Raw genomic sequence first — 24,153 nt, forward strand, 5'->3', positions numbered from 1 at the left:
CCGCCGAGCAGCATGCCCGCCTCACCGCACACGCAGCGCGCCTCGGGCTGACGGTTGAGGACGCGCTCCGCACCCTGATCTAGCGGGGTCAGTGGACGGGCAGCCAGCGGCCGTGGACGCGCTCGGTGACCTGCCACGTGATCACTCCCGCGCGGACGCGGGTGCCCGCGAGGGTGTGCGCGCCGATTCGGACCGCTGAGGCCGCATCGTCCGCGGTGAAGCGCACGGTCGCGCGCGCCGAACCGGCCACGACGGCCAGGTCGGACGCCTCGACGGTCGTGAGCTCGGCCGCGGCGGCCGCAGCAGCCGGCAGGACGGAGTCGGGGGCGACCCCGGGTTGCAGGCTGCCGATGGTCATGGTGATCCGGAACGAGGGCATTCCCTCAGCGTAAGCGGGGCTTCAGCGAGCGGGGAACCGCACCTCGACCCGGGCGCGATCGGCGAGCTCGTCGCCGGAGAGATCCGTGAGCGCGATGATCACGACGCTCGGGGCGTTCCCGAGCCGGTCGAGCACCGCTCCCACGTCGATCGCGGCGTACGGGTCGTCGGGGTCGAGTTCCTCGGGGCGCACGCCGAAGACGGCGTCGGCGTCGTCGACCAGGAGTACGGCGCCCTCTTCTTTCACCCGTTCGAACAGCCGATCGAGCGTCGCATCGGTCTCCTCGGGGGACGACGCGACGACACTGTCGAGCCCGACGGTGACGAGGGCCTTGCCGAGCTCGCTCGCAGCGGATGCCGCCGCCGCGGCCTTCGCACCGGCATCCGTGCCGCTGAACACGGCGATCGCCCCGGCGCCCGCGAGCTTCACGACGTCCCGGATCGTCCCGAGCTTCGTGACCCGTTCCGTCGTGTCGAGTGTGAATGACGCCATCACCGCGAACGAAACGCGCAGGGGGGCGGCGGATGCCTGCCAGAGCGAGGTGAGCACCTCGGTCGTGAGCGGAGAGGGGGTGAGCCAGACCTGGAGTTTCTCGCTCGACGTCACGGGAACCGTGAGTACCGGATGCCGTTCGATCGCGGCCTGTGCGGTGCCGAAGTCGCGGTGGCTTGCCGCGTCGGTGTCCTCGATGTCGGCCGCGAAGGCGCTCACGAGATAGCGCAACTCCGCGATGACCCGGCTGGGCCCATGCTGTGCGCTCGCCTCGCGATAGCTGATCAGGCTGTCGCTGTAGAGGAACAGGTTGATCGACGACCCGGTGACCCCGGTGCGTGCGACGTCGAGGCTGCGCGCCGTCACGTTCAGTCCGAAGGGCGACCCGGCGAGCATCGACTGGAGCGCCACAGTCGTGGCCGCGATCACCTGCCCGTAGTTCGAGAGCGAGGACATGGCGACTCCGGCTTCTGGGGCAGTGGACCCGCCACCGATTTCACGCTACTCCGCCTGACCGCGCAGGTCGAGGACTTCTCGTGCCGCTGGATCAGAAACGGATGTCCGAACTCGACACGGTGAGGTCGTGGAGCACGTCGGGCAGCACCTCCACGCCGATGCCCGGCCCGGTCGGAACCCGGAGGTGGCCGTCCTCGAGCACGAACGGCTTCGTCAGGTCCTGGGCGTAGTAGCGGCTCGAGGCGGAGGTGTCCCCCGGAAGAACGAAGTTGGGCAGCCCGGCGAGCGCCACGTTCGCCGCCCGGCCGATGCCGGTCTCGAGCATGCCGCCGCACCAGACCGGAACGCCGTGGGCGGCCGCGACGTCGTGGATCCGCCTGGCCTCGAGGTAGCCGCCGACCCGGGAGGGCTTGACGTTGATGATGCTGCACGCGCCGAGGGTGATCGCTGCGGCGGCGTCCCTGGCCGACTCGATCGATTCATCGAGGCAGACCGGGGTCTGGATGAGGGTCGCGAGGGCGGCGTGCCCGAGCATGTCGTCTTCTGCGAGCGGCTGTTCGATCAGGAGCAGGTCGAAGGGGTCGAGCCTGGCGAGGTGGCGGGCGTCAGCGAGTGTGTATGCGGTGTTCGCGTCGACCTGGAGCAGCACGTCGGGCCCGAAGCGCTCGCGCACGGCACGCACGGGGGCGAGATCCCAGCCCGGCTCGATCTTGAGCTTGATCCGGAGGTACCCCTCGTCGAGGTAGCCCTCGACGGCGGCGAGGAGCCGGTCGATCGAGTCCATGATCCCGACGGAGACCCCGGCGGGGACGAGGTCGCTCACCGCTCCGAGGTAGCCCCCGAACGAGACTCCCGAGGTGCGGAGCTGGGCGTCGAGGATCGCGGTCTCGAGGGCGGCCTTCGACATCCGGTGCCCTTTGACCGCGGCGAGCGCCGGTGCGACCCGCTCGGCGGTGAGGCGTTCGCCGGCCGCGTTCAGCCGCGGGGCGAGGTGGTCGCGGATCACGAGTTCGCAGCCGTCGAGGAACTCCGAACTGTAGAGGGGCTCGGCCTCCGCGGCGCATTCGGCCCAGCCCTCGGAATCCGCCGTTGTCACGTGCACGAGGAGGGCCTCGCGCTCGGACACCGAGCCGAAGGAGGTACGGAACGGGCTGACGAGCGGGAGGCGCACCCGACGCAGTTCGATGTTCTCGATCTTCATCCCAGTTTCCTCCGTCTCGCGCCCCGGCCACGAGCGCCCTCCCCCTGAATCTAACGCTTCGAAAGAACCCGGGAGCTCACCACACCGTGCGAGAGCGCTCCTGCGCGACGACGGCCTCACGGTCGGCGAGACGTCGCAGTCCGGCCAGCGGCTGGCTCATCCGGTGGTTGCCGCGGATGCGCGGCTCGACCCTGTCGAGGAAGGCCCAGTAGCCGGCCGTGAATGGGCAGGCATCCTCGCCGAGTCGTTTCTTCGGGTTGAACGGGCAGCCGCCGCAGAAATCGCTCATCGTCGAGATGTATGCGCCGCCCGACGCGTATGGCTTGGTCGCGACTATGCCGCCGTCGGCATGCTGGGACATCCCGACGACGTTGGCCGGCATCACCCACGGTGTGCCGTCCACGAACGCCGCAATGAACCAGTCGTTCAGCTCGCCCGGGTGATAGCCGCGCTGCATGGCCTGGTTGCCCAGGATCATCAGGCGCTGGATGTGATGGGCCCAGCCGGTGTCGGCAACGGCGTTCAGCACGTGGCTGACGCACGCCGCGCGCACGCCGGAGCCGTCGAGCTCACGGAACGACCGGGGCAACGGCTCGTGGGCGCCCAGGAAATTGCTGTCGCCGACGTAGTCGGGTCCGAGGTGCCAGTAGAGGTGCCATACCCAGTCCCGCCAGCCCATCAGCTGGCGGACGACCGCCTCGACGCTCTGCAGCGGCGCCGCGCCGCTCGCATGGGCCGAGACGACCGCATCGATCACCTCCCGCGGGTGCAACAGCCCCAGGTTCAGCGGAACGCTCAACCGGGAGTGCGCCATCGCATCGTCTCCGCGCAGCGACGCGTCCTCGAAGGGACCGAAGTCGTTCAGCCGGGTCTCGATGAAGTCGTCGAGGGCGGCCAGGGCTTCGGCCCGGGTCGCGGCGAAGCGTCGCGGTCCGTCCCGGCCGATCAGGGTGATCCGGCCATCCGCCTGGAGCCGGTCGAGGTCGCGGCGCACCTCGGCGTCGATCTCGTCTTCGACCGGGGTCCACGGGTCGGGCAGGCCGAGGCCGACGGCCCCACGGGGCGGCGGGCGGCGGTTGTCGTGGTCGAAGTTGAACCGGCCGCCTTCGGGGTCTGGGCCGCGCATCAGGACGCCGGTCCGGGCGCGCACCGAGCGGTAGAACTGCTCGAGCACCAGCCGGGAGGCCGGTCGGCCCGCCGCCCAGTCCGCGAAGTCGGCCTCGCTCGTGACGAAACCCCTGCTGGGCAGCACGTCGGCCCCGAGTTCGGCCACGAGCGCCCGCGCCCCCCAGCTGGTGGGATCGATCACCTCGAGCGGGCGTCCGGAGAGCACGTCGCGATAGTGCTCCGCGCGCAGGAATTCCACCCGATCGCCGAGTTCCCGCGCCCGGTGCCGCAGTGCGCTGAGGATCAGGTGCGCCTTCGCCCGGTGGTACGGCCGGCGGCCAAGGACCCCGACGGCCTCGACCAGGACGATCGGTCCGCCGTCATCGAAATGCGGTCCGAGCTGGTCGGCGAACAGGAATCGGGTCACCGGCATGGTCGTGATTCTAGAGCCGGGCAAGCGCATCAGATTCCGCCGGTCGTGCCGTTCGGGGCGGATGCCCAGCCGGCGCCGGTTAACCTCGGGTATGGGCAGGTTCACGGACAGCTGGCGGTCGCATCTCCTCTCGACGCTGTCCGGAAACTCCGAGGGACGGCCCTCGTGGGTGGAGAAGATGGAACTCGGCGAGGACGCCGGTTTCTTCGGACCGGGGTCGGCCGCGTGGGCGGTGCACGGCGGGATGGCGACGATGGTCGCCGGGATCCGCGCGCTGCTGATGCAGACCCTGCACCCGGGCGCGATGGCCGGGGTGCACGACTGGTCGCGGTACCGGGAGGACCCGCTCGGGCGCCTCTCCGGGACGATCCAGTGGCTTGTGACGGTCACCTTCGCCGACACGACCGTCGCGACCGACGAGTCGACGCGGGTCGGGCGTTTCCACGACCGGGTGACGGGCACCTACCTCGATGCGGCGGGAGTTTCGCGGCCCTACGCCGCCGGGGACGCCGAGCTGCTCTCCTGGGTGCACATCGTCTTCACGGATGCCTTCCTCGAGTCCCACAAGCTGTGGGGAGGCAGCATCCCGGGTGGCGCTGACGGGTACGTGCGCGAGTGGGCGAAGGCCGGCGAGCTGGTGGGAGTGCAGCACCCGCCGCGGTCGGCGGCGGAGCTCGCCGCCCAGTTGGCCGCCTTCACGGATGCCGGGGTACTGAAGAGCGACGAGCGCGTCGCCGAGGCGGTGCGTTTCATCCGCAATCCGCCGCTGCGGCGCGGGATGCTGCCGTTCTACCGGGTGATGTTCGCCGGTGCGGTCGCATCGCTCCCCCGCGAGTACCGGCGGCTGCTCGGGCTGCGCCGCTCGGTGTTCCCCGTCGTGTGGGCGACCGGGGCGGTTCTCGGGATCGTGCGGATGCTGCTCGGCGCGTCGTCGACGTCGGAGGACGCGGCCCGGACCCGCATCGACCGCATCGCCCGTGCTCGCGTCGCGCCAGAGCCCGACGCTGAGGTGTCGCAGATCGACGTTCCCGGGCCCAGTTAACCTCGATCTGCGACACCTCACGGCGCGGCGGCATCCGTGGGCGGAATCGCGGCGCGGGAGGCTGCGGACAGCACGAGCGTCGCCGCCACGGCGACGGCAGCGACGAGCGCGATGGTGAGGGTCGTCACGAGCGCATCGGGGCGCACGATCGACTGGCCCGCGAGCGCCTGGCCGGTGAGGATCGCGAGAACCCCGACGTAGAGCGCGATGACGACAGAGAGCAGCCGGAACCGCACGGTCGGCGGGCGCACGAGCGCCACCCGTCGGGCGAGCACCTCGAGGAGCAGTGCCGTGAGGGGGATCACCTGGAGGGCGTGCATGCCGACGAAGTGCGGAATCCGCAGGTCACCCGCGACGGTGCTCCAGCCGAGGAGCGGCAGCCCCGGGCCACCGTCAGGGACGCCGACGGTGTGGGCGCCGGCGATGCCCTGGAAGTGGTCGAGTTGCGCGGCGGTCGGCCCGGTCATCAGGAAGGCGAGGCCCATCCCGAGCACGGCGATCACGGTGCCGGCCCGGATCGCGAGCGCCCGGGCCGGATCGCCGAGGTCCGTACGGAACAGCAGCAGCGCCGTGACGAGGGCGGCCATCCAGACGAGCACGATCGAGAATGCCATCACCGACCAGAGCGTCCCGGACACCGGGGTGGACACATTGAAGTGGCTCGTGATGCCGAGGGCGGCGTCGCCGACGATGATCACCATTTCGATGACAAGTGCGATCGTCGACACCGTGCCGATCCACCAGGCCAGTCGGCGACGACGCGCCGAAAGGATCCCGAGCAGCCAGGCGAGGCTCGCCGCGTAGACGAGCACGCTGATCGAGAACTTGAGCGGCTTGGCCCAGACCGGCGCGCCGGTGAGGCTGCGCAGATCGACCAGGAGGCCGACCAGGCAGACCACCACGAGCACCGCCATGGCCGCGGTCGCCGCGAGCAGCGGTCGATGCCAGGCCAGGGTGCGCAGCGCGGGCCACGCGGTGACCGCTCGCCGGTTGTCGGCGGATGCCGGCGGTGCCGTGGTGCCTGGCGCCGGGGTCTCTGGAAACTCGGGGGTGTTCATGGGGCGCTCCCTGTTTTGTCGGTCGGGCGTGGCGGTGCGGTAGCTCGTGCTCTCGTGCTCTCGTGCTCTCGTGCGATGTTCAGGGGGTGTGGTCGGGTGCCGCCTCGGGTGGGGACCCCGGCGCGGGCTCGGGCGCCGCTTCGGGAGGCATGCCGTAGCGAAGGGCGGCGATGTGTTCCTGCGCGGCGCGGCGCAGGCCGGAGAAGAGCTTGTCGCCGAGAACGGTGCCGACCACGACGGTCTCGCCCTTCGCGGCCCGGTCGACCCGCGCATCCAGTTCGTCGATGTCGGCCTCGGCGGCCAGCAGGGCGGCGGCGGCGTACCGGTCGAACCAGCCGCGAGCGTCGGTCTGGCCGACCTCGGCGAAGGTGTCGACGACCCGGGCCGCGGCCAGTCGGCCGGGGTTCGCCGCCGAGACATGCCAGCCGGCGGTGAGGGCGTCCACCCGAGCCAGGGCTTTCGCGCTCACCGCGGACTCATCGATCGTCGCCGACACCGAGTGCTGGGCGATCTCGAAGGTCTCCGGCAGCGACAGCTCGGAGTCGATGGCCTCGAGCACCCGCCGGACGGCCGCGACGCTCAGCCCGCCGACCTCGGTGAGGCCGCGAATGAGGCGGATGCGCTCGAGGTGCGACTCCGCGTACAGCGCCTGGTTCGGTCCGGAACGCTCCCCGCCGGCGAGGAGGTTCTCACGCTGGTAATACTTGATCGTCGCGACGGCGGTCCCGCTCCGGGTGCTCAGCTCTGCCATTCTCATCGCTCGTCCTGGGCCTGCAGTCCGGCGGCCTCGAGGGCACGGTAGCTCGCGATGACCTCGGGAAGGGACTCCTCCCAGGGTGTCGCAGCCACACCGAGCAGTCGTTCGGTCTCTGCGGCGTCGACGACGAAGGGGGCGGTGAACTGGTAGTCGGAGTCGTTGGCGGCGCGGATGAACGGCACGAACATCCCCAGAACGCGCAGCAGCGCTGGGCTGAGCCTGGCCAGGCTCCCGCGGTTGCCTGTGAGTGCGTTGACGCGGGCGGCGAGCTCTGTGCGAGAGAGCGGTTCGGCGGCAGGCACGTGCCAGGCGCGACCCCACGACCCCTGGTAGTCCGCCGCCGCGAGGAGGGTTGCGACGATATCGGCCAGATAACACCAGCTGTGCGGCGCGTCGGGGCTTCCGAAGACGCGCGCGGTCTTTCCGGCGATCAGCGGACCGAAGAAGGCGCTCCCGAGCTGGGACGTCGTGCCAGCGCCCGGGCCGAAGTAGTCGCTCGCGCGCACCTCCACGACCTGGATCTCCCCGTGCTTCGCGGCGGCGAGGGCGAGTTCCCAGCCCTCGGTGCGCACCCGGCCCTTCGGCTCGGTCGGATGCTGCGGCGTCGCCTCGGTCATCGGCATCGGGCTGCCCTCTCCGTAGCCGTAGAGGTTGCCCATCAGCACGAGCCGGGCCCCGGATCGGCGCGCGGCAAAGATGGCGGCCCGGAACATCGGCGGCCAGAGCTCCGGCCAACGGTTGTACTGACGCGGTCCGGTCGTGAGGAAGATCGTGGCCGCGCCCTCGGCCGCCGCGGCGAAGGCCTCGGCGTCCGCGGCGTCCAGGATGCGGGCGGTGGCGCCGGCAACGGCGGTGCCGGAACGGGTGGCGACAGCGACGGTGTCTCCGCGCTCGACGAGGGCACGGGCAAGGGCACTGCCGAGATAACCGGCGCCGACGACAAGCTGGGTGGCCATGGGATTCTCCTTCGGGACGGCACACGACCATCCGATCAGATACATGAACTATCTGATAGTGAGAATATCCGATAGTGGAAGTATCCGCTACCCCCTCGTCGGGCCGCCGTCACTCCCCGGGAGCGAAGAAGGCGCCGATCGCCGCGCTCAGTGCGACCGGGTCGGCCACGTGGCAGAGTTCGCGGGCCGAGTGCATCGACAGGAGCCCGATGCCGACGTCCACCGTGTGGATGCCGAGCCGGGTCGCGGTCAGCGGGCCGATCGTCGAGCCGCACGGGACCGTGTTGTTCGAGACGAACTCCTGGTAGGCAACGCCCGCCTGCGCGCAGGTGCGGGCCCAGAGGGCGGCACCGGCGGCATCCGTGGCGTAGCGCTGCGTCGCGTTGATCTTGAGCAGCGGGCCCGCGCCGGGGACCGGCAGGTTCACCGGGTCGTGCTTCTCTGGGTAGTTCGGGTGCACGAGGTGTCCGGCGTCGGCCGAGAGGCACCACGAGGCGGCGTACGCACGCAGCTTGTCCGAGGCGGATGCGCCGAGTCCGGCCCCGATCCGGGTCAGGACATCGTCGAGGAGCGGTCCGCTCGCGCCGGAACGGGTCTGGGAACCGAGTTCCTCGTGGTCGAAGGCGGCGAGGACACTCGTGCTCTGGACCACGCCCGCGGCGGCGTCGAGACCGGCCGTGTCGTCGTCCGTGACCGCGAGGAGCGCGACGAGTCCCGCGTGCACGGACGACAGGTTGTCGAGGCGTCCGGCGGCGAAAAGCACGTTGCCGAGGCCGAAGCGCGCGGGGGCCGCGGAGTCGGCGGTCAGGAGGTCGTAACCGGCCACATCCGCCGCCTCGAGCCCCGCCAGGCCGGCGAGGTGGGCGAGCAGGTCCGCGGCATCGAGGTCGCCGACCCCGTAGACCGGGTTCAGGTGGCGCTGGCGGTCGAGGGTGAGGCCGTTGTTGGCGTCACGGTCGAGGTGGATGGCGAGCTGCGGGATGCGCAGGAACGGGCCGGTGCGCACGAGGTGCTCCGTGCCGTCTCGGGTGACGAGGCGCCCGGCGAGTTCGAGCTCGCGGTCGAGCCAGGAATTGAGCAGCGGGCCGCCGTAGACCTCGACGCCGGCCTGCAGCCAGCCCCGGTTGCCGATGGTCGGCTTCGGCTTGAGCTTGAAGCCGGGCGAATCGGTGTGCGCACCGAGGATGCGGAACGGCGACACCGGGCCGACCCCTGCCGGCTGCACCCAGGCGACGACCGCGCCGTCGCGCACGATGAAGTGCCGCCTGGCCACGGCCGCGTTCGCGCCGACCGTGCTGCCCGCGCTGCCCGGCCACTCATCGCGCTCGTCGAGCCGGGTGAATCCACCGGCCTCGAGCCTTCGTTCGAGTTCCGCGGCGGCGTGGTACGAGGACGGCGACGCTGCGATGAAGCCGGCGAGGTCGTCGATGTACTCTGGGTGCGAATCCGGTGCAAAGGTCATCCCCCTATCCAAGCACCGGCCGGCGACGGGCATGCACGAGGGCTTTCGCCGGACGGATGACCGCAGAAGGGTGCGCCATGGTCCCGACCGTCCGGCCGAGCAACACCGCCGATGCGAGCACCATTCCGAGGCGCCCGCCGAGCACCGTCGCGGATGCCGTCGCGGGCGGCGACGCGGCTGCCGACGCCTGGGTGCTGCGCTTCGAGGGCTTCGACCCGGCCACCGAGGGCGTCCGCGAAGCACTCTGCGCCCTCGGCAACGGCTACTGGGGCACCCGGGGCGCTGCCCCAGAGGCTTCGGCGGATGCCGTGCACTACCCGGGCACCTACCTCGCCGGCGTCTACAACCCGGTTCACACCGAGCTCGGCAGCCATTCCCGCGACGATGAGCACATGGTCAACGCCCCCAATTGGCTCGCCCTGTCGTTCCGCATCGGCACCGCGGACTGGTTCCGGCCAGAGGATCCCGGAGTCCTGGACTACCGGCAGGAACTCGACCTCAGGCGCGGCCTGCTGACCAGGGTCATCCGCTTTTGGGACGCCGACCGGCACACGACAACGGTCACCTCGCGGCGTTTCGTGTCCCAGTCCGACCCGCACGTCGCCGTGCTCGAGACGACCTTTGAGGCTGAGGGCTGGTCCGGCCCTGTGACGGTGCGCTCGGCCGTCGACGGCCGCGTCGCGAACCGCAATGTGGCGGCCGATGCCGCGCTCACGAACAGGCACCTGATGCCACGTGCCCGCACCGAGGTCGATGACCGCACCGTGCTGCTCGAAATGGAAACCACCGTCTCGGGCGTGCACATAGCGATGGCCGCGCGCACCCGGGTCTTCGAGGCCGACCCTGCGGGCGCGGATCGGCCAGGCCCACCCCGGGAGATCACGTTGGCCCGACGATTCCTGAGCGAACCCGGCTCCGTCGCGCACGAGTTCGAGCTGCACCTCGAGCCTGGACGCCCGGTCCGGGTGGAGAAGACCGTCATCGTCGGCACGTCGAGGGACCGTGCCGTCGTGTCGGCGCCCTTCGCCGTGACCGCGTGGATGCGCCGGGTTGCCGACCCGGCGGACCTTCTCATCGCGCACGAACGTGAATGGCGCGGGCTCTGGGACGAGTTCGCGGTGAACCTCGACGACAACGAGCACCAGTCCCTCGCGCTCAACCTCAACACCTTCCACGTCTTGCAGACCCTCGCCGGCGTCGACGCCGACCTCGACGCAGGCGTCCCCGCCCGTGGGCTCACCGGGGAGGGCTACCGGGGGCACGTGTTCTGGGACGAAGTCTTCGTCTACCCGGTACTCACCCTGCGCCGCCCCGACCTGAGCCGGGCGCTCATCGGCTACCGGTACCGGCGCCTCGCCGAGGCCAGGGCGGCCGCGACGGCCGCCGGCCTCGAGGGCGCGATGTTCCCCTGGCAGAGCGGCATCGACGGGCGGGAGGTGACCCCGGCCGAACTGTTCAACCCGCGCACCGGCGAGTGGATGCCCGATCATTCCCACAACCAGCGCCACGTCGGGCTGGCCGTCGCGTACAGCGTGTGGACGTACTACCAGGCAACAGGGGACGTCGACTTCCTCATCCACCAGGGTGCCGAACTGCTGCTGGAGGTCGCCCGGTTCTTCGCGGCCCTGGCCACGTACGACGAGAGCGCCGACCGTTTCGACATCACCGGCGTCATGGGACCGGACGAATTCCACGATGGAGCCCCCGGAGCGCCGGGAACGGGGCTGCGCAACAACACCTATACCAACGTGATGACCGCCTGGCTGATGGCGCGGGCCGTCGACATGGTCGCCGTGCTGAACGGGCGCAGCTGCCGGCCGCTCTGGAACCGGCTCGGCCTGCGCCCGGGCGAGGTCGACCGCTGGCGGCACATCGGCAGCCGGCTCCGGCTGTCGTTCCTGGCTGGAGGGGTGCCCAGCCAGTTCGACGGATACGAGGCGCTCCCCGAGTTCGACTGGGCGGGGTATCGCGCCCGCTACGGCGACCTCGGCCGGCTCGACCTGATCCTCAACGCGGAGGGCGACAGCACGAACAACTACCGGGTGTCCAAGCAGGCCGACGTGCTGATGCTGCTCTACCTGTTCTCGGCCGAGGAACTGCGGAGGCTGCTGCACGGGCTGGGGTACCCGCTGCCGCCGGAGGCCGTCGTCGCCACGGTGGACTTCTACGGGTCCCGGTCCACGCACGGGTCGACCCTGAGCAACGTCGTGCATTCCTGGGTGGAGGCCCGTCGCGACCGGGAGCGCTCCTGGCAGTTCCTGACCAGGGCCCTGGACAGCGACCTCGCCGACATCCAGGGCGGCACCACCCACGAGGGCATCCACCTCGGCGCGATGGCGGGGTCCGTGGACATGATGGTGCGGTGTTACAGCGGCCTCGAGATCCGCGACGACATCCTCTGGCTCCACCCCGTACTCCCCGCGGAGCTCGGTGCGTTCTCGTTCAGCATCAACTACCGGGACCACCCGATCCGGCTCGAGCTCACGTCGACGAACCTGCGCGTGACACTCAGCGCCGGCGGTGCCCCGCCGATCCGGGTACGGGTGGAGGGCCAGGACGCCTGGCTCGCCCCGGGCCAGGTCCGCGATTTCCCCCTGGTCCCGTAGCGGAGGCCCTAGACTGACCGCAATCGACTAGGTGGGGGCACAATGACCGACGGATCAGGCAATTACATTCCGATGCCCGCGGCGGCTCCCGCGGCGGGCTGGTATCCGGACCCCGCAGGCTCCCCTCGCCAGCGCTGGTGGAACGGCGCGGCCTGGACCATGGACCTGCACTATCCCGAGCCTCCCGTCTACGGGCGCCTCGCTCCGACCAGGGTCCTCTCACCGGACACGCCCGTCTACACCGCGGCCATCTGGATCATCACGCTGCTGCCGCTCCTGTCGCTCATCAACGTGGCGTCGACCGACCTCACCGCGGACTTCAACCGGGGGCTGTCGGAGGGCTCCACCGGCACGACGACGTCGGCGACGGATGTCCTCAGCCAGCTCCTCAGCATCGCCGTCTACGCGGCGTCGGTCACCCTCGCCTACTTCGACCGGCGCCGGCTGCTCGCCGACGGGTTCACCCGCCCGTTCCACTGGGCCTGGACCTTCCTCTCCTCCGGTATCTACGTGATCGGCCGCTCGATCGTCGTGCGTAACCAGGCGGGCCGCGGCCTGACCCCGATCTGGGTCTGGACCGGCATCGTCGTCGTCACGACGCTGGTCACCTTCGCCAAGTTCGCCGCCCTCGTGCCGCTCTTCCTCACGACGATCGGGTCGGGCATCGCGGCCTGAGCGGCAGCCGGCGAGCGCGTGTGTTCCGCGGCTAGACCTCGCTCTGCAGGGCCGCGCGGGCGAAGGCGGCCCCGCCCGGGGTGATCGTCCAGTTCAGGTAGTCGCGGGGCTTCCGTTCGAAGACGCCGAGGTGGTTGAAGAGGCGCCACTTGGGGAGCACGACCTGGAACGCGGCATCCGCGGAAAGGCGCTCGCCGTTCTTCTGCCCCCAGCCGATGGTCTCGAGACCGAGCGCGAGCGCCTGCTTGAACAGGGCGGCCTCGGTGAAACCCCGCCGGGCGATGAGCACCAGGAGGAGGCTCGTCGCGTCCGCCTCGACGGGCGAGCGGCTCGTGCGAATGGTGCGCGCGAGGTGCCACCAGAGTTCACGCGGGTTTTCGGCGAGTGCCCGACCCCTGCTCGTGAGCATGAGGCGACCCTTGCTCACCCGCAGCAGCCCGACCCGACGGAGGTGGTCACGCAGCTCCTGCAACGGAAGCATGTGCACCTCACGGTTGACCGTCACTGGCCAGCCCCAGTCGAGCTCCGTCGTCGCCGCGAGCACATCGACCGGCGGCAGGTAGCCGGCATCGGTGAGGCGGATGCCGTCGGCACCCACCCGGCGCAGGATCCATTGCACGTGTCCCACCATCCGCTGCATCGCCCGCTCGGGCAGCAGAATCGTGTCCCTCACGCGGGCCTCGGCGAGCATGAGCCGGAAGCCGGCGATCGCGTCGGGGTGCATGCGGGATTCGAGTTCCTGGGTGACCTTCACGTTGCGAGCCTACCGAGCGTCCCCGCAGAACTGTCAGCGGCACCTGCGAAGCTGGGACGATGACCGACACCCGGACCGATACCCGCGCATCCGCCCGTGAGATTCTCCGCACCCTGGTCGGGCGCGACGACGCCGACTTCCACGAGGGGCAGTTCGAGGCCATCTCCACCCTCGTCGACGACCGCCGCCGCGCGCTCGTCGTGCAGCGCACCGGCTGGGGAAAGTCCGCGGTGTACTTCGTCGCGACCCTGCTGCTGCGCCGCCAGGGCGCAGGCCCCACCATCCTCGTCTCGCCGCTGCTCGCCCTCATGCGGGACCAGGTCGCCGCGGCGGCGCGCGCCGGCGTGCGTGCCGTGTCGATCAACTCCTCGAACGCGCACGAGTGGGCCGGGGTGCTCGAACAGCTGCGGAGGGATGAGGTCGACGTGCTTCTGGTCTCCCCCGAGCGGCTGAACAACCCCTCCTTCCGCGACGAGCAGCTGCCCGCGCTCATCAGTCGCGTCGGCCTGCTCGTCGTCGACGAAGCGCACTGCATCTCCGACTGGGGCCACGACTTCCGTCCGGACTACCGGCGGCTGCGCGACCTCATCGCGACGATGCCGGCCGGGGTGCCGGTCCTCGCGACGACCGCAACGGCGAACAGCCGCGTCGTGACGGACGTCGCGGAACAGCTCGCACCCGCGGCGCCGGCAACAGGCCAGGCAGCGGGGCCCGGCGTCGTCACCATCCGCGGGCCGCTCGCCCGAGCCTCCCTGCGGCTCGGCGTGCTTCGGCTGCCCGACTCGCGAGCCCGGCTCGCCTGGCTGCTCAGCCACATCGACGAGCTGCCCGGCAGCGGCATCATCTACACCCTCACCGTCTCAGCGGCCGAGGACACCGCGCGCCTGTTGCGCGAGGCCGGCCATGCCGTGCGCGCGTACACCGGCCAGACCGACACCGCGGAACGCGAGGAGTCTGAGGGGATGCTCAAGCGCAACGAGGTCAAGGCCCTCGTCGCCACAAGTGCCCTCGGCATGGGCTTCGACAAGCCGGACCTCGGCTTCGTGCTGCACCTGGGCGCCCCCTCCTCCCCCGTCGCGTACTACCAGCAGGTCGGTCGCGCGGGGCGCGCGACCGAGAACGCCGACGTGCTCCTGCTCCCCGGTATCGAGGACGAGGCGATCTGGCAGTACTTCGCGACCTCGTCGATGCCGAGCGAGCACAAGGCTGAGGCCGTGCTCGGCGCCCTCGGCGACGCGGGTGGTCGCCCTCTCTCGACGCCGGCGCTCGAGGCGCGCGTCGACCTCAAGCGGTCCCCCCTCGAACTGCTGCTCAAGGTCCTCGACGTCGACGGCGCCGTGCGCAGGGTCACCGGCGGCTGGGTGTCGACCGGGCAGCCCTGGGTCTACGACCAGGTGCGCTACGAGCGCATCGCGGCCGCCCGGCTCGCCGAACAGCAGTCGATGATCGACTACGAACGCACGACCGGCTGCCGGATGGAGTTCCTGCAGCGCGCCCTCGACGACGACACCGCGGTGCCCTGCGGCCGGTGCGACACCTGCACGACCGCGTGGTATCCGTCCGACGTCGCCGTGGCGGCGGCCTCGGCAGCCGCCGCCTCGCTCGACCGGGTCGGCGTGGAACTCGAACCCCGCGCCCAGTGGCCGACCGGGGTCGCGAGCCTCGGGGTCGACGTGCGCGGCAACATCCCGGTTGGCGAGCGTCTCGCCCCGGGCCGCGCCCTCGCCCGGCTCACCGACCTCGGCTGGGGCGGACCCCTCCGTGACCTCTTCGCCGTCCAGGCGGCGGATGCCACTGCGACCGCCGCGATGACAAGCGCCTGCGTACGGGTGCTCGCCGACTGGAACTGGGACGAACGACCGGCCGCGGTGATCAGCATGCCGTCGCGGCGGCATCCGCTTCTCGTCGCCTCGGTCGCCCGCACCCTGTCGGAGGCCGGGCGCCTGCCCTGGCTCGGCTCCCTGGACCTCGTCGGCGGCGGGCCCGAAGGCGGCAGCGGCGGGAACAGCGCCTATCGCCTCGCCGCGGTGTGGAACCGTTTCGAGGTCGGGCCCGAACTCGCCGCGTCCCTGGCGCCCTTCGCCGGCAAGCCGGTCCTGCTGATCGACGACCTCGCCGACAGCCGGTGGACCCTCACCGTCGCCGGGCGGCTGCTGCGCCGGGCGGGCACCTCTGCGGTGCTCCCGTTCGCCCTGGCGCTGCGTTCCTGAGTCCGCGCGCGTTCCGGGAGCCGCGCACGCATCCGCGATGACACATCCTTCCGGTAAACTCCCCGGGCATTCAGAACCAGGGAGACCCGTGACATCGACACTCAAGACCGAGCGACCTGCTCCGGCGCCGCCACGCGAAACCACCGTGCGCCGGGATATCCAGGGGCTGCGGGCCGTCGCCATCGTCGCGGTCGTGCTCAACCACGTGATCATGTGGCCGACCGGCGGTTTCATCGGCGTGGACATCTTCTTCGTCATCTCGGGATTCCTGATCACCGGGATCCTGCTCCGCGACCATGAGACGACGGGCACGATTTCGCTCCGGCGTTTCTACGCCAGGCGCATCCGGCGGATCGCTCCGGCCGCGGTGACCGTACTGGTCGCCACGGCGGTCCTCGCCCACTTCCTGTTCAACACCACGCGGGCGCTCTCCACGCTCTGGGATGCCGCCTGGGCCTTCGTCTTCGCGGCGAACTGGCACTTCACGGCCATCGGCACGGACTACTTCCATGCGACCGACCCGGCCTCGCCGCTGCAGCCGTACTGGTCGCTCTCGGTCGAGGAGCAGTTCTATCTCGTCTGGCCGATCGTGGTGCTCCTCGTGCTCACCGTGGGCGCGAAGCGCCTGCGGAGCGCCCGCCGCGGCAGGGTGGTCCTCGGCCTGGTGATGGTCGTCGTCATTGTCGTGTCCTTTTGTCATGCCCTCGGTGAGAGCGCGACCACGCCGTCCGCCGCCTACCTGTCCACGTTCTCCCGGGTGTGGGAGCTCGGCGTCGGCGCCCTGCTCGCCGCGGCCGCCCCGGTCTTCCCCCGGATCCCCGTCGCCCTGCGCGGGCTCCTCGGCTGGGCTGGACTGCTCGGGATCCTGGCCGGCTTCTTCCTGATCGACGACGCCCTCGCCTTTCCAGGGCCCTGGGCAGCCGTCCCCGTCGCCGCGACCGCCCTCGTGATCATCGGCGGCATCACCGGCCCGCAGCACTACCTGTTCCCGCTCACGAACTCGCTCAGCGTCTGGATCGGCGACCTCTCGTACTCGCTGTATCTCTGGCACTTCCCGGTGATGGTGTTCCTGCTGATGGCCGACCCCACACTCAGCGTGCAGGTCATCCTCGGCATGATCCTCGCACTCTCGATCGTGTCGTACTACCTCATCGAGCAGCCACTGCACCGGTCACCGTGGCTGCACCGGTTCGGCGATTCAGCGGAATCCAGCCACCTCGCCTGGCGCACCTGGCGGGAGAAGTTCGGCTCCCAGTTCATTCTTGCCGGGCTGAGCCTGTTCGTGATCGCGACCGTGATCGGTGTCAGCGCCCAGGTCACCCTGCACGGCACGAGTTCCCCGGCAGCACCCATCGCGGCGCCCGGCCCGGTGGAGGACCCGACAGCCCAGCTGCAGGCGGATCTCGGCGCGGCTGCCTCGTCAACCGAGTGGCCGGGGAACCTCTCCCCCACCCTCGACGACGCGATCGCGACGACGTCGAAGAACAACCCGGCCAGGGGCTGCTTCGATGTCGGAAGCACGCCGAGCTTCGACGGCTGCACCTGGGGCAGTTCGGACGCCCCGAATCACATGTACCTCGTGGGCGACTCGACGGCCCTTGCCTATGCCCCCGCGTTCAAGGCGATCGCGGAGGGCAGCAACGGGCAGTGGAAGATCACCACGATCGGCCTGTACGGCTGCCGGTTCACGGCCGTGCCCGTGCAGAACGACGGCGCCGGCGTGATGGATGCCTGCCCCCAGCGCAAACAGGACGTCGCCCAGCGCATCGTGGCCGACAACCCGCGGCTCGTCGTGATTTCGAACGCATACGCGCTCGGCAAGACGCCCGACCGGACCGCCCTCTCCGCGGAGACCCTCGTCGCGTCGACGGCCGCGGAGGCGGCCGTGTACAACGCCGCCGGCCGGATCGTTTACCTCGCACCGCCGCCCCTCGGGGCCAGCCTCGGCCAGTGCTATTCGCCGGTGTCGAGCCCGCAGAACTGCAACACGGGCATCGACCAGGCCTGGCAGGACTTCGCGGCGGCGACCAGTGCGTTAAACGGATCCGGCAGCTTCTTCGTGTCCTCGCTGCCGTTCAGCTGTTACAACGGCGCCTGTCCGGCGTTCGCGGGCACGATTCCGACCAAGTACGACACCGTGCACATGACTCCTGCGTATTCGACCCACATCGCCCCGGCCATCCGCTTCGCCCTCGGGGCGCTCGGCCTGATGTAAGCGGGTCGTTTCCGGCGGGGTCAGGCGACCCTGACCTCGATCTCGCCCGGCTCCGCGGCCTCACTGCCGAAGACCAGGAACCGGTTGGCGATCTTGTCGGTGAAGAACCGGTCATGGCTGACCACGACGACAGCGCCGGGGAAGTGCACGAGGGCCCGCTCCATCACCTGGGTGCTCGACAGGTCGAGGTGGTTGGTCGGTTCGTCGAGCAGAAGCACCGAAGCCCCGGAGAGCAGGCACTGCGCCATGGCGACGCGCGCCTTCTGCCCGCCGGACAGGTTGCCGATCGTCTGTTTGAGGTCGGCTTCTGAGAACTGGAACATCGCGAGGAAGCGGTTCACCGACTTGCGGGTCGCGGTGAACGCGAGGCTGCCGGGCATGGCGTTCACCGCGTGCGTGACGGTGTCCTTCTCGTCGAGCTCGGCGAGGACCTGGTTGTAGGAGACCGGCGCGATGCCGCCCGCCCAGGTCACGGACCCGGAGTCGGCCTTCTCCTCGCCGTCGAGAACCCGCAGCAGGGTCGTCTTGCCGCTGCCGTTGGCGCCGAGCACCACGATCCTGTTCCCGCGCCGGACCTCGAAGCTCAGGTCGGAGAACAGGGCCTTGTCGCCATAGGACTTGCTGAGGCCCTCGACCCGGCAGAGCACGTCCTTCACGTGCAGGCCACGATAGATCTCCGTGATGATCTGGTCGACCGGGCGCGGCGCCCTCGCCTTCTTGATCTGCGCCAGCTGGCCGTCGAGGGTGCGGCTCGCCGCCTTCGCCGCCTCCCTGCGGTCGGAGATCCCCTCGGACTCGAACGCGAGGAGCTCGGACTCGTGCACGAACTGCTGCTCGAGCGTCTTGAGCCGGAACTGCTTCTGGATGACGTATTCGCCGAAGTTGCCGGGGTACTCGTGCAGGTGGAAGTTCTCGACCTCGATGATCCGGGTGACGACGGCGTCGAGGAATTTCCGGTCGTGCGAGACGATGATCGCCGCGCCGTGGAAGTCCCGGAACCAGGCCTCGAGCCATTCGACGCCGGCGACGTCGAGGTAGTTGGTGGGCTCGTCGAGGAGCAGGACGTCGGGGTCCTCGAGCAGGATCTTGGCAAGCGCCGCCCGGTTGCGCCAGCCGCCGGAGAGCTCGTCGATCGCGCAGACGCGGTGGGCCTCGTTGAAACCGAGGGTGCTGAGTGCCGTGTCGATCCGGCGCGGGTAATCCCAGCCGCCGAGCCGGTCCATGTCCTCGAACAGTTCGGCCTGGCGGTGCAGGAGGGCGTCGAAGTCCGTGGCCACGGCGATGGCCGCGTCGATCGACGCGAGTTCGGCTTCGATGGCCTTGATCGGAGCGAAGAGGCCGTGCAGGACCTCGGTGATGGTGGAGGAGCCGTCCAGTTCGGAGAACTGCGAGAAGTACCCGATCGAGACACCGCTCTCGAGCGTGACGGTGCCGGAGTCCGGTGCCACCTGGTCGAGGATGAGCTTGAGGATCGTGGTCTTTCCCGACCCGTTCTTGCCGATCAGGCCGACCCGGTCGCCCGGCTCCAGCCGGAAGAAGGCGTCGCGCAGGATCTGCGTCTTCTCGAATCGAACACTGACGTCATTCAGCCTGATCAGGCTCATTACTGCTGTCCTCTCGAGGGACGCCCAGGGAATTCGGCGAGCGGAGCCCAGTCGAGTCTACAAAACCCCGGGCGCTTCAGACCCTCAGCGCTACCGAACCTCAGCGCAGCACGTCCATCCGGGCCGGGTCGTCGGGATCGTGCGGCACCTCGCTCCGGGCGGACAGCATCCCGAGACGCACGAGGTCGATGCCGAACAGGTCAGGCCGTCCATGCAGGCGGCGGCGCCAGGTGGCCGGCACCGCCTCGAGTCCCCACCGTCCCGCGAGCAGCGCGCCGGCGGCGGCCACGCTGGCGGGATCGGCACCGCTGTGCGCGGCAGCAGAGATGACCGGTTCGACGCGGGAAGCATCCACGGCGCCCGCGTCGCCGAGGATCGCCCACGCGCCCTGCAGAATCCAGCCGACCGGACCCACACGCTGCACGTCGACGGTGCGGCCCCGCCCGGCCGCGGCGAGGTGGGCCTCCCAGGCGGCACGCGCCTCTGCGGGCAGGGTCTCGAACCCGGCCCGGGGATCGAGGCGCCCCTCGAGGACCGCCACGCGGAGTGAGAGCGCGAAGAGGACGCCCGCGTCGCCGGCGCCCGGGTCGGCGTCGGGGCGTCCCGAGTCGGTCGGTGCGGTGCGGTTCAGCGCGGTGCCGCGCACGGACGACACCAACCGCGCGGCCTCGGCGAGCGCCACGGGGTCGTCGAGCAGGGCGAGGGCGACGGGGGCCGTCCGGAGCAGGCACCGCCCGGCCGCGAGCCCGGCCGCATCCGGATCGCCGACGTCGGGTTCCGCGGCCGGGCCGGGGTCTTCCCGCACCGCGGCCTCCCTGGGGTCGAGGCCGTCGGCCGTGAGCAGCGCGAGGTCCACGGCCGCGGCCGTCCGCTCGGACCACTCGAAGTCACCGCCGGACGCGAGGGCATCCCCGGCGGCGAGCCCCAGCAAAACAGCGCCGGACCGATCATGCTTTTCGGGTGTGAGCACGGCGACCTCCGTGGCAGGAGCAACGACATCCAATGCGCGCAGCATACGTCCCGGCGGCACGGCCGACAAGGCGGCAGCCCCCTCCCGTGGCGCGCATTCGCGATGGCCAAGAACGACCGGCGCGGGCGTCATCGTGCGTCACGGGAATAGTCGGGGAAGCCTGCACCTTGTTATTCTTCGGAAGTCCCCGGTGAACACACCCGGCCCGGAGACTCCCTCGCGTGAAGGACCGCCACCCTGGTCTTTCACCTTCCGAAGCGTCAAACCGGCGGTTCGATTCCCTGCATTCGCGTTAGGCATTCCCATGAAGCTCACGTTCCGCTCCGCGCTCGTCGCGGGAGCCATCGTCACCCTCGCAGCACTGTCCCTCACCGCGTGCGCCACCGGCGGCACGGCCGGAAGCACGAGCGGCGCAACGACCGCCGACGATTCCCTCACCAAGGTGCAGAAGGCGGGAACACTCACGGTCGGGACAGAGGGAACATACCGCCCGTTCTCGTTCCACGAGAACGGCGCCGGAGACATCACCGGATACGACGTCGACGTGGTCAAGGCCGTCGCCGCCAAGCTCGGAGTCACCGCGACCTTCCAGGAGACCCAGTGGGACGGCATCTTCGCCGGGCTCGAGGCCGGCCGGTTCGACGCGATCGCCAACCAGGTCTCGATCACCCCTGAGCGCACCGCCAAGTACACCTTCTCCACCCCGTACACGTACTCGACGGGCGTGATCGTCGTGAAGTCGGACAACACCTCGATCACCTCGTTCGAGAGCCTCTCCGGGAAGACCACCGCCCAGTCGCTCACGAGCAACTGGAACACTCTCGCTACCCAGAGCGGCGCCAACGTGCAGGCCGTCGAGGGCTGGGCGCAGTCCGTCGCCCTCGTCGAGCAGGGCCGGGTCGACGCCACGATCAACGACAACCTGACCTTCCTCGACTACAAGAAGAACAACGACGCTTCGGGGCTCAAGGTCGCCGCGACCACGACCGACAAGTCGGAGAGCGCCCTCGCGTTCGCCGGCGGCAGCACCGCCCTCGCAACCGCCGTCGACACCGCCCTCGCCGATCTTGCCTCGGACGGCACCCTGACCTCGATCTCGGAGAAGTACTTCGGGGCCGACGTCTCGAAGTAACCAGCAGATGACTCAGTCGAACTGGGACCTCGCCCTCAGCGCACTGGGTCCGATCCTGATGGGCGCCATCCAGGGCACGATTCCGCTCGCGCTCGTCTCCTTCGCGCTCGGTCTCGTGCTCGCGCTCGTCCTCGCGCTCATGAGGTTGTCCCGGCAGCGCTGGTTGTCCGCGATCGCCCGGGTGTTCATCTCGATCGTGCGGGGAACGCCGCTGCTCGTGCAGCTCTTCGTGATCTTCTACGGGCTTCCCTCGCTCGGGCTTCTGATCGACCCGTGGCCGAGCGCCGTGATCGCCTTCTCGATCAATGTCGGCGGGTATGCCGCAGAGGTCATCCGCGCCGCGATCCTCTCCGTGCCCCAGGGCCAGTGGGAGGCGGCCTGGATGGTCGGAATGTCCCGCCGCAAGGCACTGACCCGGATCATCCTGCCGCAGGCCGCCCGCGTCTCGGTCCCCCCGCTGTCGAACACGTTCATCAGCCTCGTCAAGGACACCTCCCTCGCCTCGCTGATCCTTGTCACCGAACTCTTCCGGCAGGCCCAGAAGGTCGCGGCGTTCAGCCAGGAATTCATGCTGCTCTACCTCGAGGCCGCGCTCGTGTACTGGGTGATCTGCCTCGTGCTCTCGACCGTGCAGGGCAGGCTCGAAAAGCGATTGGACCGTTATGTCGCCCATTGATACCCCGCTCGACCCGCCGACCGAGCCGCAGCACGGCGAAGGGACAGAGCCCGCGGCATCCGCCGCCCTGCTCAACGTTCGGGGGCTGCGCAAGAGCTTCGGCTCGACCAGCGTGCTCGAGTCCATCGACCTCACCGTCGCCCGGGGCCAGGTGCTCGCCCTGATCGGCCCCTCCGGCTCGGGGAAGACCACCATTCTGCGGTGCCTGAACGGGCTCGAAACCGCGGACGGGGGCACGATCACGATCACCGCCGAGGTCGCAGACGCCACGCAGGTCGCCGCCACGCCCGGGGACCCCTCACTCGCCGGAACCGCGATCACGGTCGACTTCGGCGCCGTCAAGGGCCCGAGCGACAAGAGCCTCGCGGCCCTCCGCGACCGGTCGGCGATGGTATTCCAGAACTACAACCTGTTCCCGCACAAGACGGTGCTCGAGAACGTGCTCGAGGGTCCCGTCGTCGTACAGCGCCGCCCGAAGGCGGAGGTCACCGCGGAGGCGCTCGCTCTCCTCGCCCGGGTGGGTCTGGCCGACAAGACGGATGCGTTTCCGTTCGAACTCTCCGGCGGCCAGCAGCAGCGGGTCGGGATCGTGCGGGCGCTCGCACTCCGCCCCCAGCTCCTGCTCTTCGACGAGCCGACGTCCTCGCTCGATCCTGAGTTGGTCGGGGACGTGTTGCGCCTGATCAAGGAACTCGCGATCGAGGGGTGGACCATGGTGATCGTCACCCACGAACTGGAGTTCGCCCGGGAGGTCGCGAGCGAGATCGCCTTCGTCGACGGCGGCACGATCGTCGAACACGGCGACCCCAGGCAGGTGCTCCGGAACCCGCGCGAGGAACGCACCCGGCAGTTCCTGCACCGCCTGCTCAACCCGTTCTGAACGCGCCCGCCCGGTCCGTCGATACCGCCCGTCCGCACCGCTATCGTGATGCCATGGCAACAGCAGCGGTGACCACGCAACGACGCGTCTTCGGGGTCTTCCGCCTCGCGATCGGGATGCTCCTCCTCGCGAGTGTGCTCACTCAAGTCGTCGACCAGGCTGTGCACGACGCCTTCGTGCCGACGGAGTACTTCGGGTACTTCACGGTGCAGTCGAGCCTGGTCAACGCGGTCGTGCTGCTCTGGGGCGGTTCCCTCGCCCTCCGGTTCCGGGCAGACCCGGAGCTTTTCACCCGGATCAGGATGTCGGGGCTCTGCTACGCGATCGTGACCGCGGTCGTCTACAACGCACTGTTGCGCAACGTGGTGTCCGACGGTTTCACCGGGATCGCCTGGCCGAATGAGGTCCTGCACGTCTGGGCGCCGATCTTCATCCTGGTCGATTGGCTCCTCGTCCCTGGGCGGCCGGCCCTCGCCTGGAAGGCCCTGGGCTTCGCCCTCCTGTATCCGATCGTGTGGGTCGTCTACGCCGTGATCCGCGGCGCCTTCACCGGGTTCTACACCTACCCGTTCCTCGACCCGACCGGACCCGGCGGGTATGGGAGCGTCGCCGGGTACGTGCTCGGAATCGCCGTCGTCATCGCGGGCCTCGCTGCCGCGGCGATCTCCGTGAGCCGGGCGGGGCATGCGACAGGGGTCACGGCTTCGACAGCTGTTCTGGCGGAAGATCCGGCAGTATCCGTGTCGCCTCCAGCTGACGCTCGCGCATCGCGAGGAACAGCGGAAAGCTGAACGCGAAGGCGAGAACGAACGCGAGGACGACGTAGAGCCAGGCGCGTTTCATGCCGAGCCGGCGGGCTTCGACGATGATCAGGATGCTACCGGCCACGGCTGTCACAAGCAGGTCGACGGTGAGCGATGACACCGAGGGGCCGCTTCCGGTCCAGTCGCCGAGGTAGTCGCGCGCCTGGCTGATCGAGAGGATGTTGTACGTCCAGGTGCCGATCAGGCCGGCAATTCTCAAGCCGAGGTACACGAGGGCGAGCGGGGTCCAGTTCCGGGTCATGCCGACAGTATGCCGCCCCTTCC

At 70.0% G+C, this 24,153-nt stretch carries 21 protein-coding genes; 9 read left to right on the forward strand and 12 right to left on the reverse strand.

Annotation, left to right across the window (positions count from 1 at the left end; genetic code table 11):
* Window positions 1-88: 88 nt before the first annotated feature.
* From E3O50_RS15665 to E3O50_RS15680, 4 genes are all read right to left on the reverse strand, one after another.
* Window positions 89-379 (reverse strand): hypothetical protein, encoded by a 291-nt coding sequence (locus E3O50_RS15665; RefSeq protein ID WP_134445888.1) that lies wholly within the window; start codon window positions 377-379, stop codon window positions 89-91.
* 21 nt (window positions 380-400) lie between these two features.
* The gene (locus E3O50_RS15670; protein WP_134445889.1) at window positions 401-1,327 is read right to left on the reverse strand and encodes a Pvc16 family protein; all 927 of its coding nucleotides are present in this window, start codon (window positions 1,325-1,327) and stop codon (window positions 401-403) included.
* 91 nt (window positions 1,328-1,418) lie between these two features.
* Window positions 1,419-2,528 carry an o-succinylbenzoate synthase gene (gene menC, locus E3O50_RS15675; RefSeq protein ID WP_134445890.1) on the reverse strand — a complete coding sequence of 370 codons (1,110 nt, stop codon included), beginning with the start codon at window positions 2,526-2,528 and terminating at the stop codon, window positions 1,419-1,421.
* A gap of 76 nt (window positions 2,529-2,604) precedes the next feature.
* Window positions 2,605-4,068, reverse strand: a complete 1,464-nt coding sequence (locus E3O50_RS15680) for a cryptochrome/photolyase family protein (protein WP_134559532.1) — start codon at window positions 4,066-4,068, stop codon at window positions 2,605-2,607.
* 91 nt (window positions 4,069-4,159) lie between these two features.
* Between E3O50_RS15680 and E3O50_RS15685 the strand changes: the two genes are divergently transcribed.
* Window positions 4,160-5,110 (forward strand): oxygenase MpaB family protein, encoded by a 951-nt coding sequence (locus E3O50_RS15685; protein WP_134445891.1) that lies wholly within the window; start codon window positions 4,160-4,162, stop codon window positions 5,108-5,110.
* A 17-nt stretch (window positions 5,111-5,127) separates the two neighbouring features.
* Here the strand turns inward: E3O50_RS15685 and E3O50_RS15690 are convergent, their stop codons facing one another.
* The 4 genes from E3O50_RS15690 to E3O50_RS15705 all read right to left on the reverse strand — a co-directional run bounded on the left by E3O50_RS15690 (window position 5,128) and on the right by E3O50_RS15705 (window position 9,343).
* A complete protein-coding gene (locus E3O50_RS15690; protein ID WP_198413643.1) occupies window positions 5,128-6,168 on the reverse strand; it encodes a hypothetical protein in 1,041 nt (346 codons plus the stop codon).
* Window positions 6,169-6,247: 79 nt separating this feature from the next.
* Window positions 6,248-6,925: a MerR family transcriptional regulator gene (locus E3O50_RS19735; RefSeq protein WP_134559534.1), complete on the reverse strand. Its 678-nt coding sequence runs from the start codon at window positions 6,923-6,925 to the stop codon at window positions 6,248-6,250.
* The gene (locus tag E3O50_RS15700; RefSeq protein ID WP_166790669.1) at window positions 6,922-7,881 is read right to left on the reverse strand and encodes an NAD-dependent epimerase/dehydratase family protein; all 960 of its coding nucleotides are present in this window, start codon (window positions 7,879-7,881) and stop codon (window positions 6,922-6,924) included. The genes E3O50_RS19735 and E3O50_RS15700 overlap by 4 nt, the downstream gene beginning before the upstream one ends.
* 109 nt (window positions 7,882-7,990) lie before the next feature.
* Entirely contained in the window at window positions 7,991-9,343 is a 1,353-nt protein-coding gene (locus E3O50_RS15705; RefSeq protein WP_134559538.1) for a M18 family aminopeptidase, read from the reverse strand.
* A gap of 77 nt (window positions 9,344-9,420) precedes the next feature.
* On the opposite strand from E3O50_RS15705, the gene E3O50_RS15710 reads away from it, so the two are divergent.
* Together E3O50_RS15710 and E3O50_RS15715 are read left to right on the forward strand one after the other, a co-directional pair.
* The gene (locus tag E3O50_RS15710; protein ID WP_241975399.1) at window positions 9,421-11,949 is read left to right on the forward strand and encodes a glycosyl hydrolase family 65 protein; all 2,529 of its coding nucleotides are present in this window, start codon (window positions 9,421-9,423) and stop codon (window positions 11,947-11,949) included.
* A 42-nt stretch (window positions 11,950-11,991) separates the two neighbouring features.
* Window positions 11,992-12,624, forward strand: coding sequence for a DUF2510 domain-containing protein (locus E3O50_RS15715; protein ID WP_134559542.1), 633 nt, complete (start codon window positions 11,992-11,994; stop codon window positions 12,622-12,624).
* A 31-nt stretch (window positions 12,625-12,655) separates the two neighbouring features.
* Here E3O50_RS15715 and E3O50_RS15720 read toward each other — a convergent pair whose 3' ends face one another.
* On the reverse strand, window positions 12,656-13,378 hold the full coding sequence (locus E3O50_RS15720; protein WP_134445897.1) for a hypothetical protein: 723 nt from the start codon (window positions 13,376-13,378) through the stop codon (window positions 12,656-12,658).
* 59 nt (window positions 13,379-13,437) lie between these two features.
* Between E3O50_RS15720 and E3O50_RS15725 the strand changes: the two genes are divergently transcribed.
* Window positions 13,438-15,588 carry a RecQ family ATP-dependent DNA helicase gene (locus E3O50_RS15725; protein WP_134559544.1) on the forward strand — a complete coding sequence of 717 codons (2,151 nt, stop codon included), beginning with the start codon at window positions 13,438-13,440 and terminating at the stop codon, window positions 15,586-15,588.
* A gap of 88 nt (window positions 15,589-15,676) precedes the next feature.
* Complete coding sequence (locus E3O50_RS15730; RefSeq protein ID WP_241975400.1) at window positions 15,677-17,803, forward strand: acyltransferase family protein; 2,127 nt, start codon at window positions 15,677-15,679, stop codon at window positions 17,801-17,803.
* A gap of 20 nt (window positions 17,804-17,823) precedes the next feature.
* Here E3O50_RS15730 and E3O50_RS15735 read toward each other — a convergent pair whose 3' ends face one another.
* Together E3O50_RS15735 and E3O50_RS15740 are read right to left on the reverse strand one after the other, a co-directional pair.
* The gene (locus tag E3O50_RS15735) at window positions 17,824-19,407 is read right to left on the reverse strand and encodes an ABC-F family ATP-binding cassette domain-containing protein (RefSeq protein ID WP_134445900.1); all 1,584 of its coding nucleotides are present in this window, start codon (window positions 19,405-19,407) and stop codon (window positions 17,824-17,826) included.
* Window positions 19,408-19,507: 100 nt separating this feature from the next.
* On the reverse strand, window positions 19,508-20,377 hold the full coding sequence (locus tag E3O50_RS15740; protein WP_134559548.1) for a hypothetical protein: 870 nt from the start codon (window positions 20,375-20,377) through the stop codon (window positions 19,508-19,510).
* Between the two features lie 304 nt (window positions 20,378-20,681).
* Here E3O50_RS15740 and E3O50_RS15745 point away from each other — a divergent pair, with 304 nt between their 5' ends.
* From E3O50_RS15745 to E3O50_RS15760, 4 genes are read left to right on the forward strand one after another with little or no spacing between them, the layout of a single operon-like run.
* Window positions 20,682-21,509 (forward strand): amino acid ABC transporter substrate-binding protein, encoded by an 828-nt coding sequence (locus E3O50_RS15745; protein WP_134559550.1) that lies wholly within the window; start codon window positions 20,682-20,684, stop codon window positions 21,507-21,509.
* Window positions 21,510-21,516: 7 nt separating this feature from the next.
* A complete protein-coding gene (locus E3O50_RS15750; RefSeq protein WP_134445903.1) occupies window positions 21,517-22,185 on the forward strand; it encodes an amino acid ABC transporter permease in 669 nt (222 codons plus the stop codon).
* The gene (locus tag E3O50_RS15755; protein WP_134559552.1) at window positions 22,172-23,065 is read left to right on the forward strand and encodes an amino acid ABC transporter ATP-binding protein; all 894 of its coding nucleotides are present in this window, start codon (window positions 22,172-22,174) and stop codon (window positions 23,063-23,065) included. Before E3O50_RS15750 ends, E3O50_RS15755 begins: the two co-directional genes overlap by 14 nt.
* Window positions 23,066-23,118: 53 nt before the next feature.
* Window positions 23,119-23,856 carry a Pr6Pr family membrane protein gene (locus tag E3O50_RS15760; protein ID WP_134559554.1) on the forward strand — a complete coding sequence of 246 codons (738 nt, stop codon included), beginning with the start codon at window positions 23,119-23,121 and terminating at the stop codon, window positions 23,854-23,856.
* Here E3O50_RS15760 and E3O50_RS15765 read toward each other — a convergent pair.
* Window positions 23,762-24,130 carry a DUF2834 domain-containing protein gene (locus tag E3O50_RS15765; protein WP_134559556.1) on the reverse strand — a complete coding sequence of 123 codons (369 nt, stop codon included), beginning with the start codon at window positions 24,128-24,130 and terminating at the stop codon, window positions 23,762-23,764. The two genes, E3O50_RS15760 and E3O50_RS15765, sit on opposite strands and share 95 nt — an antisense overlap.
* Between the last annotated feature and the right edge of the window lie 23 nt (window positions 24,131-24,153).

The organism is Cryobacterium sp. MDB1-18-1 (genome assembly GCF_004402735.1).
Lineage (GTDB): Bacteria > Actinomycetota > Actinomycetes > Actinomycetales > Microbacteriaceae > Cryobacterium > Cryobacterium glucosi.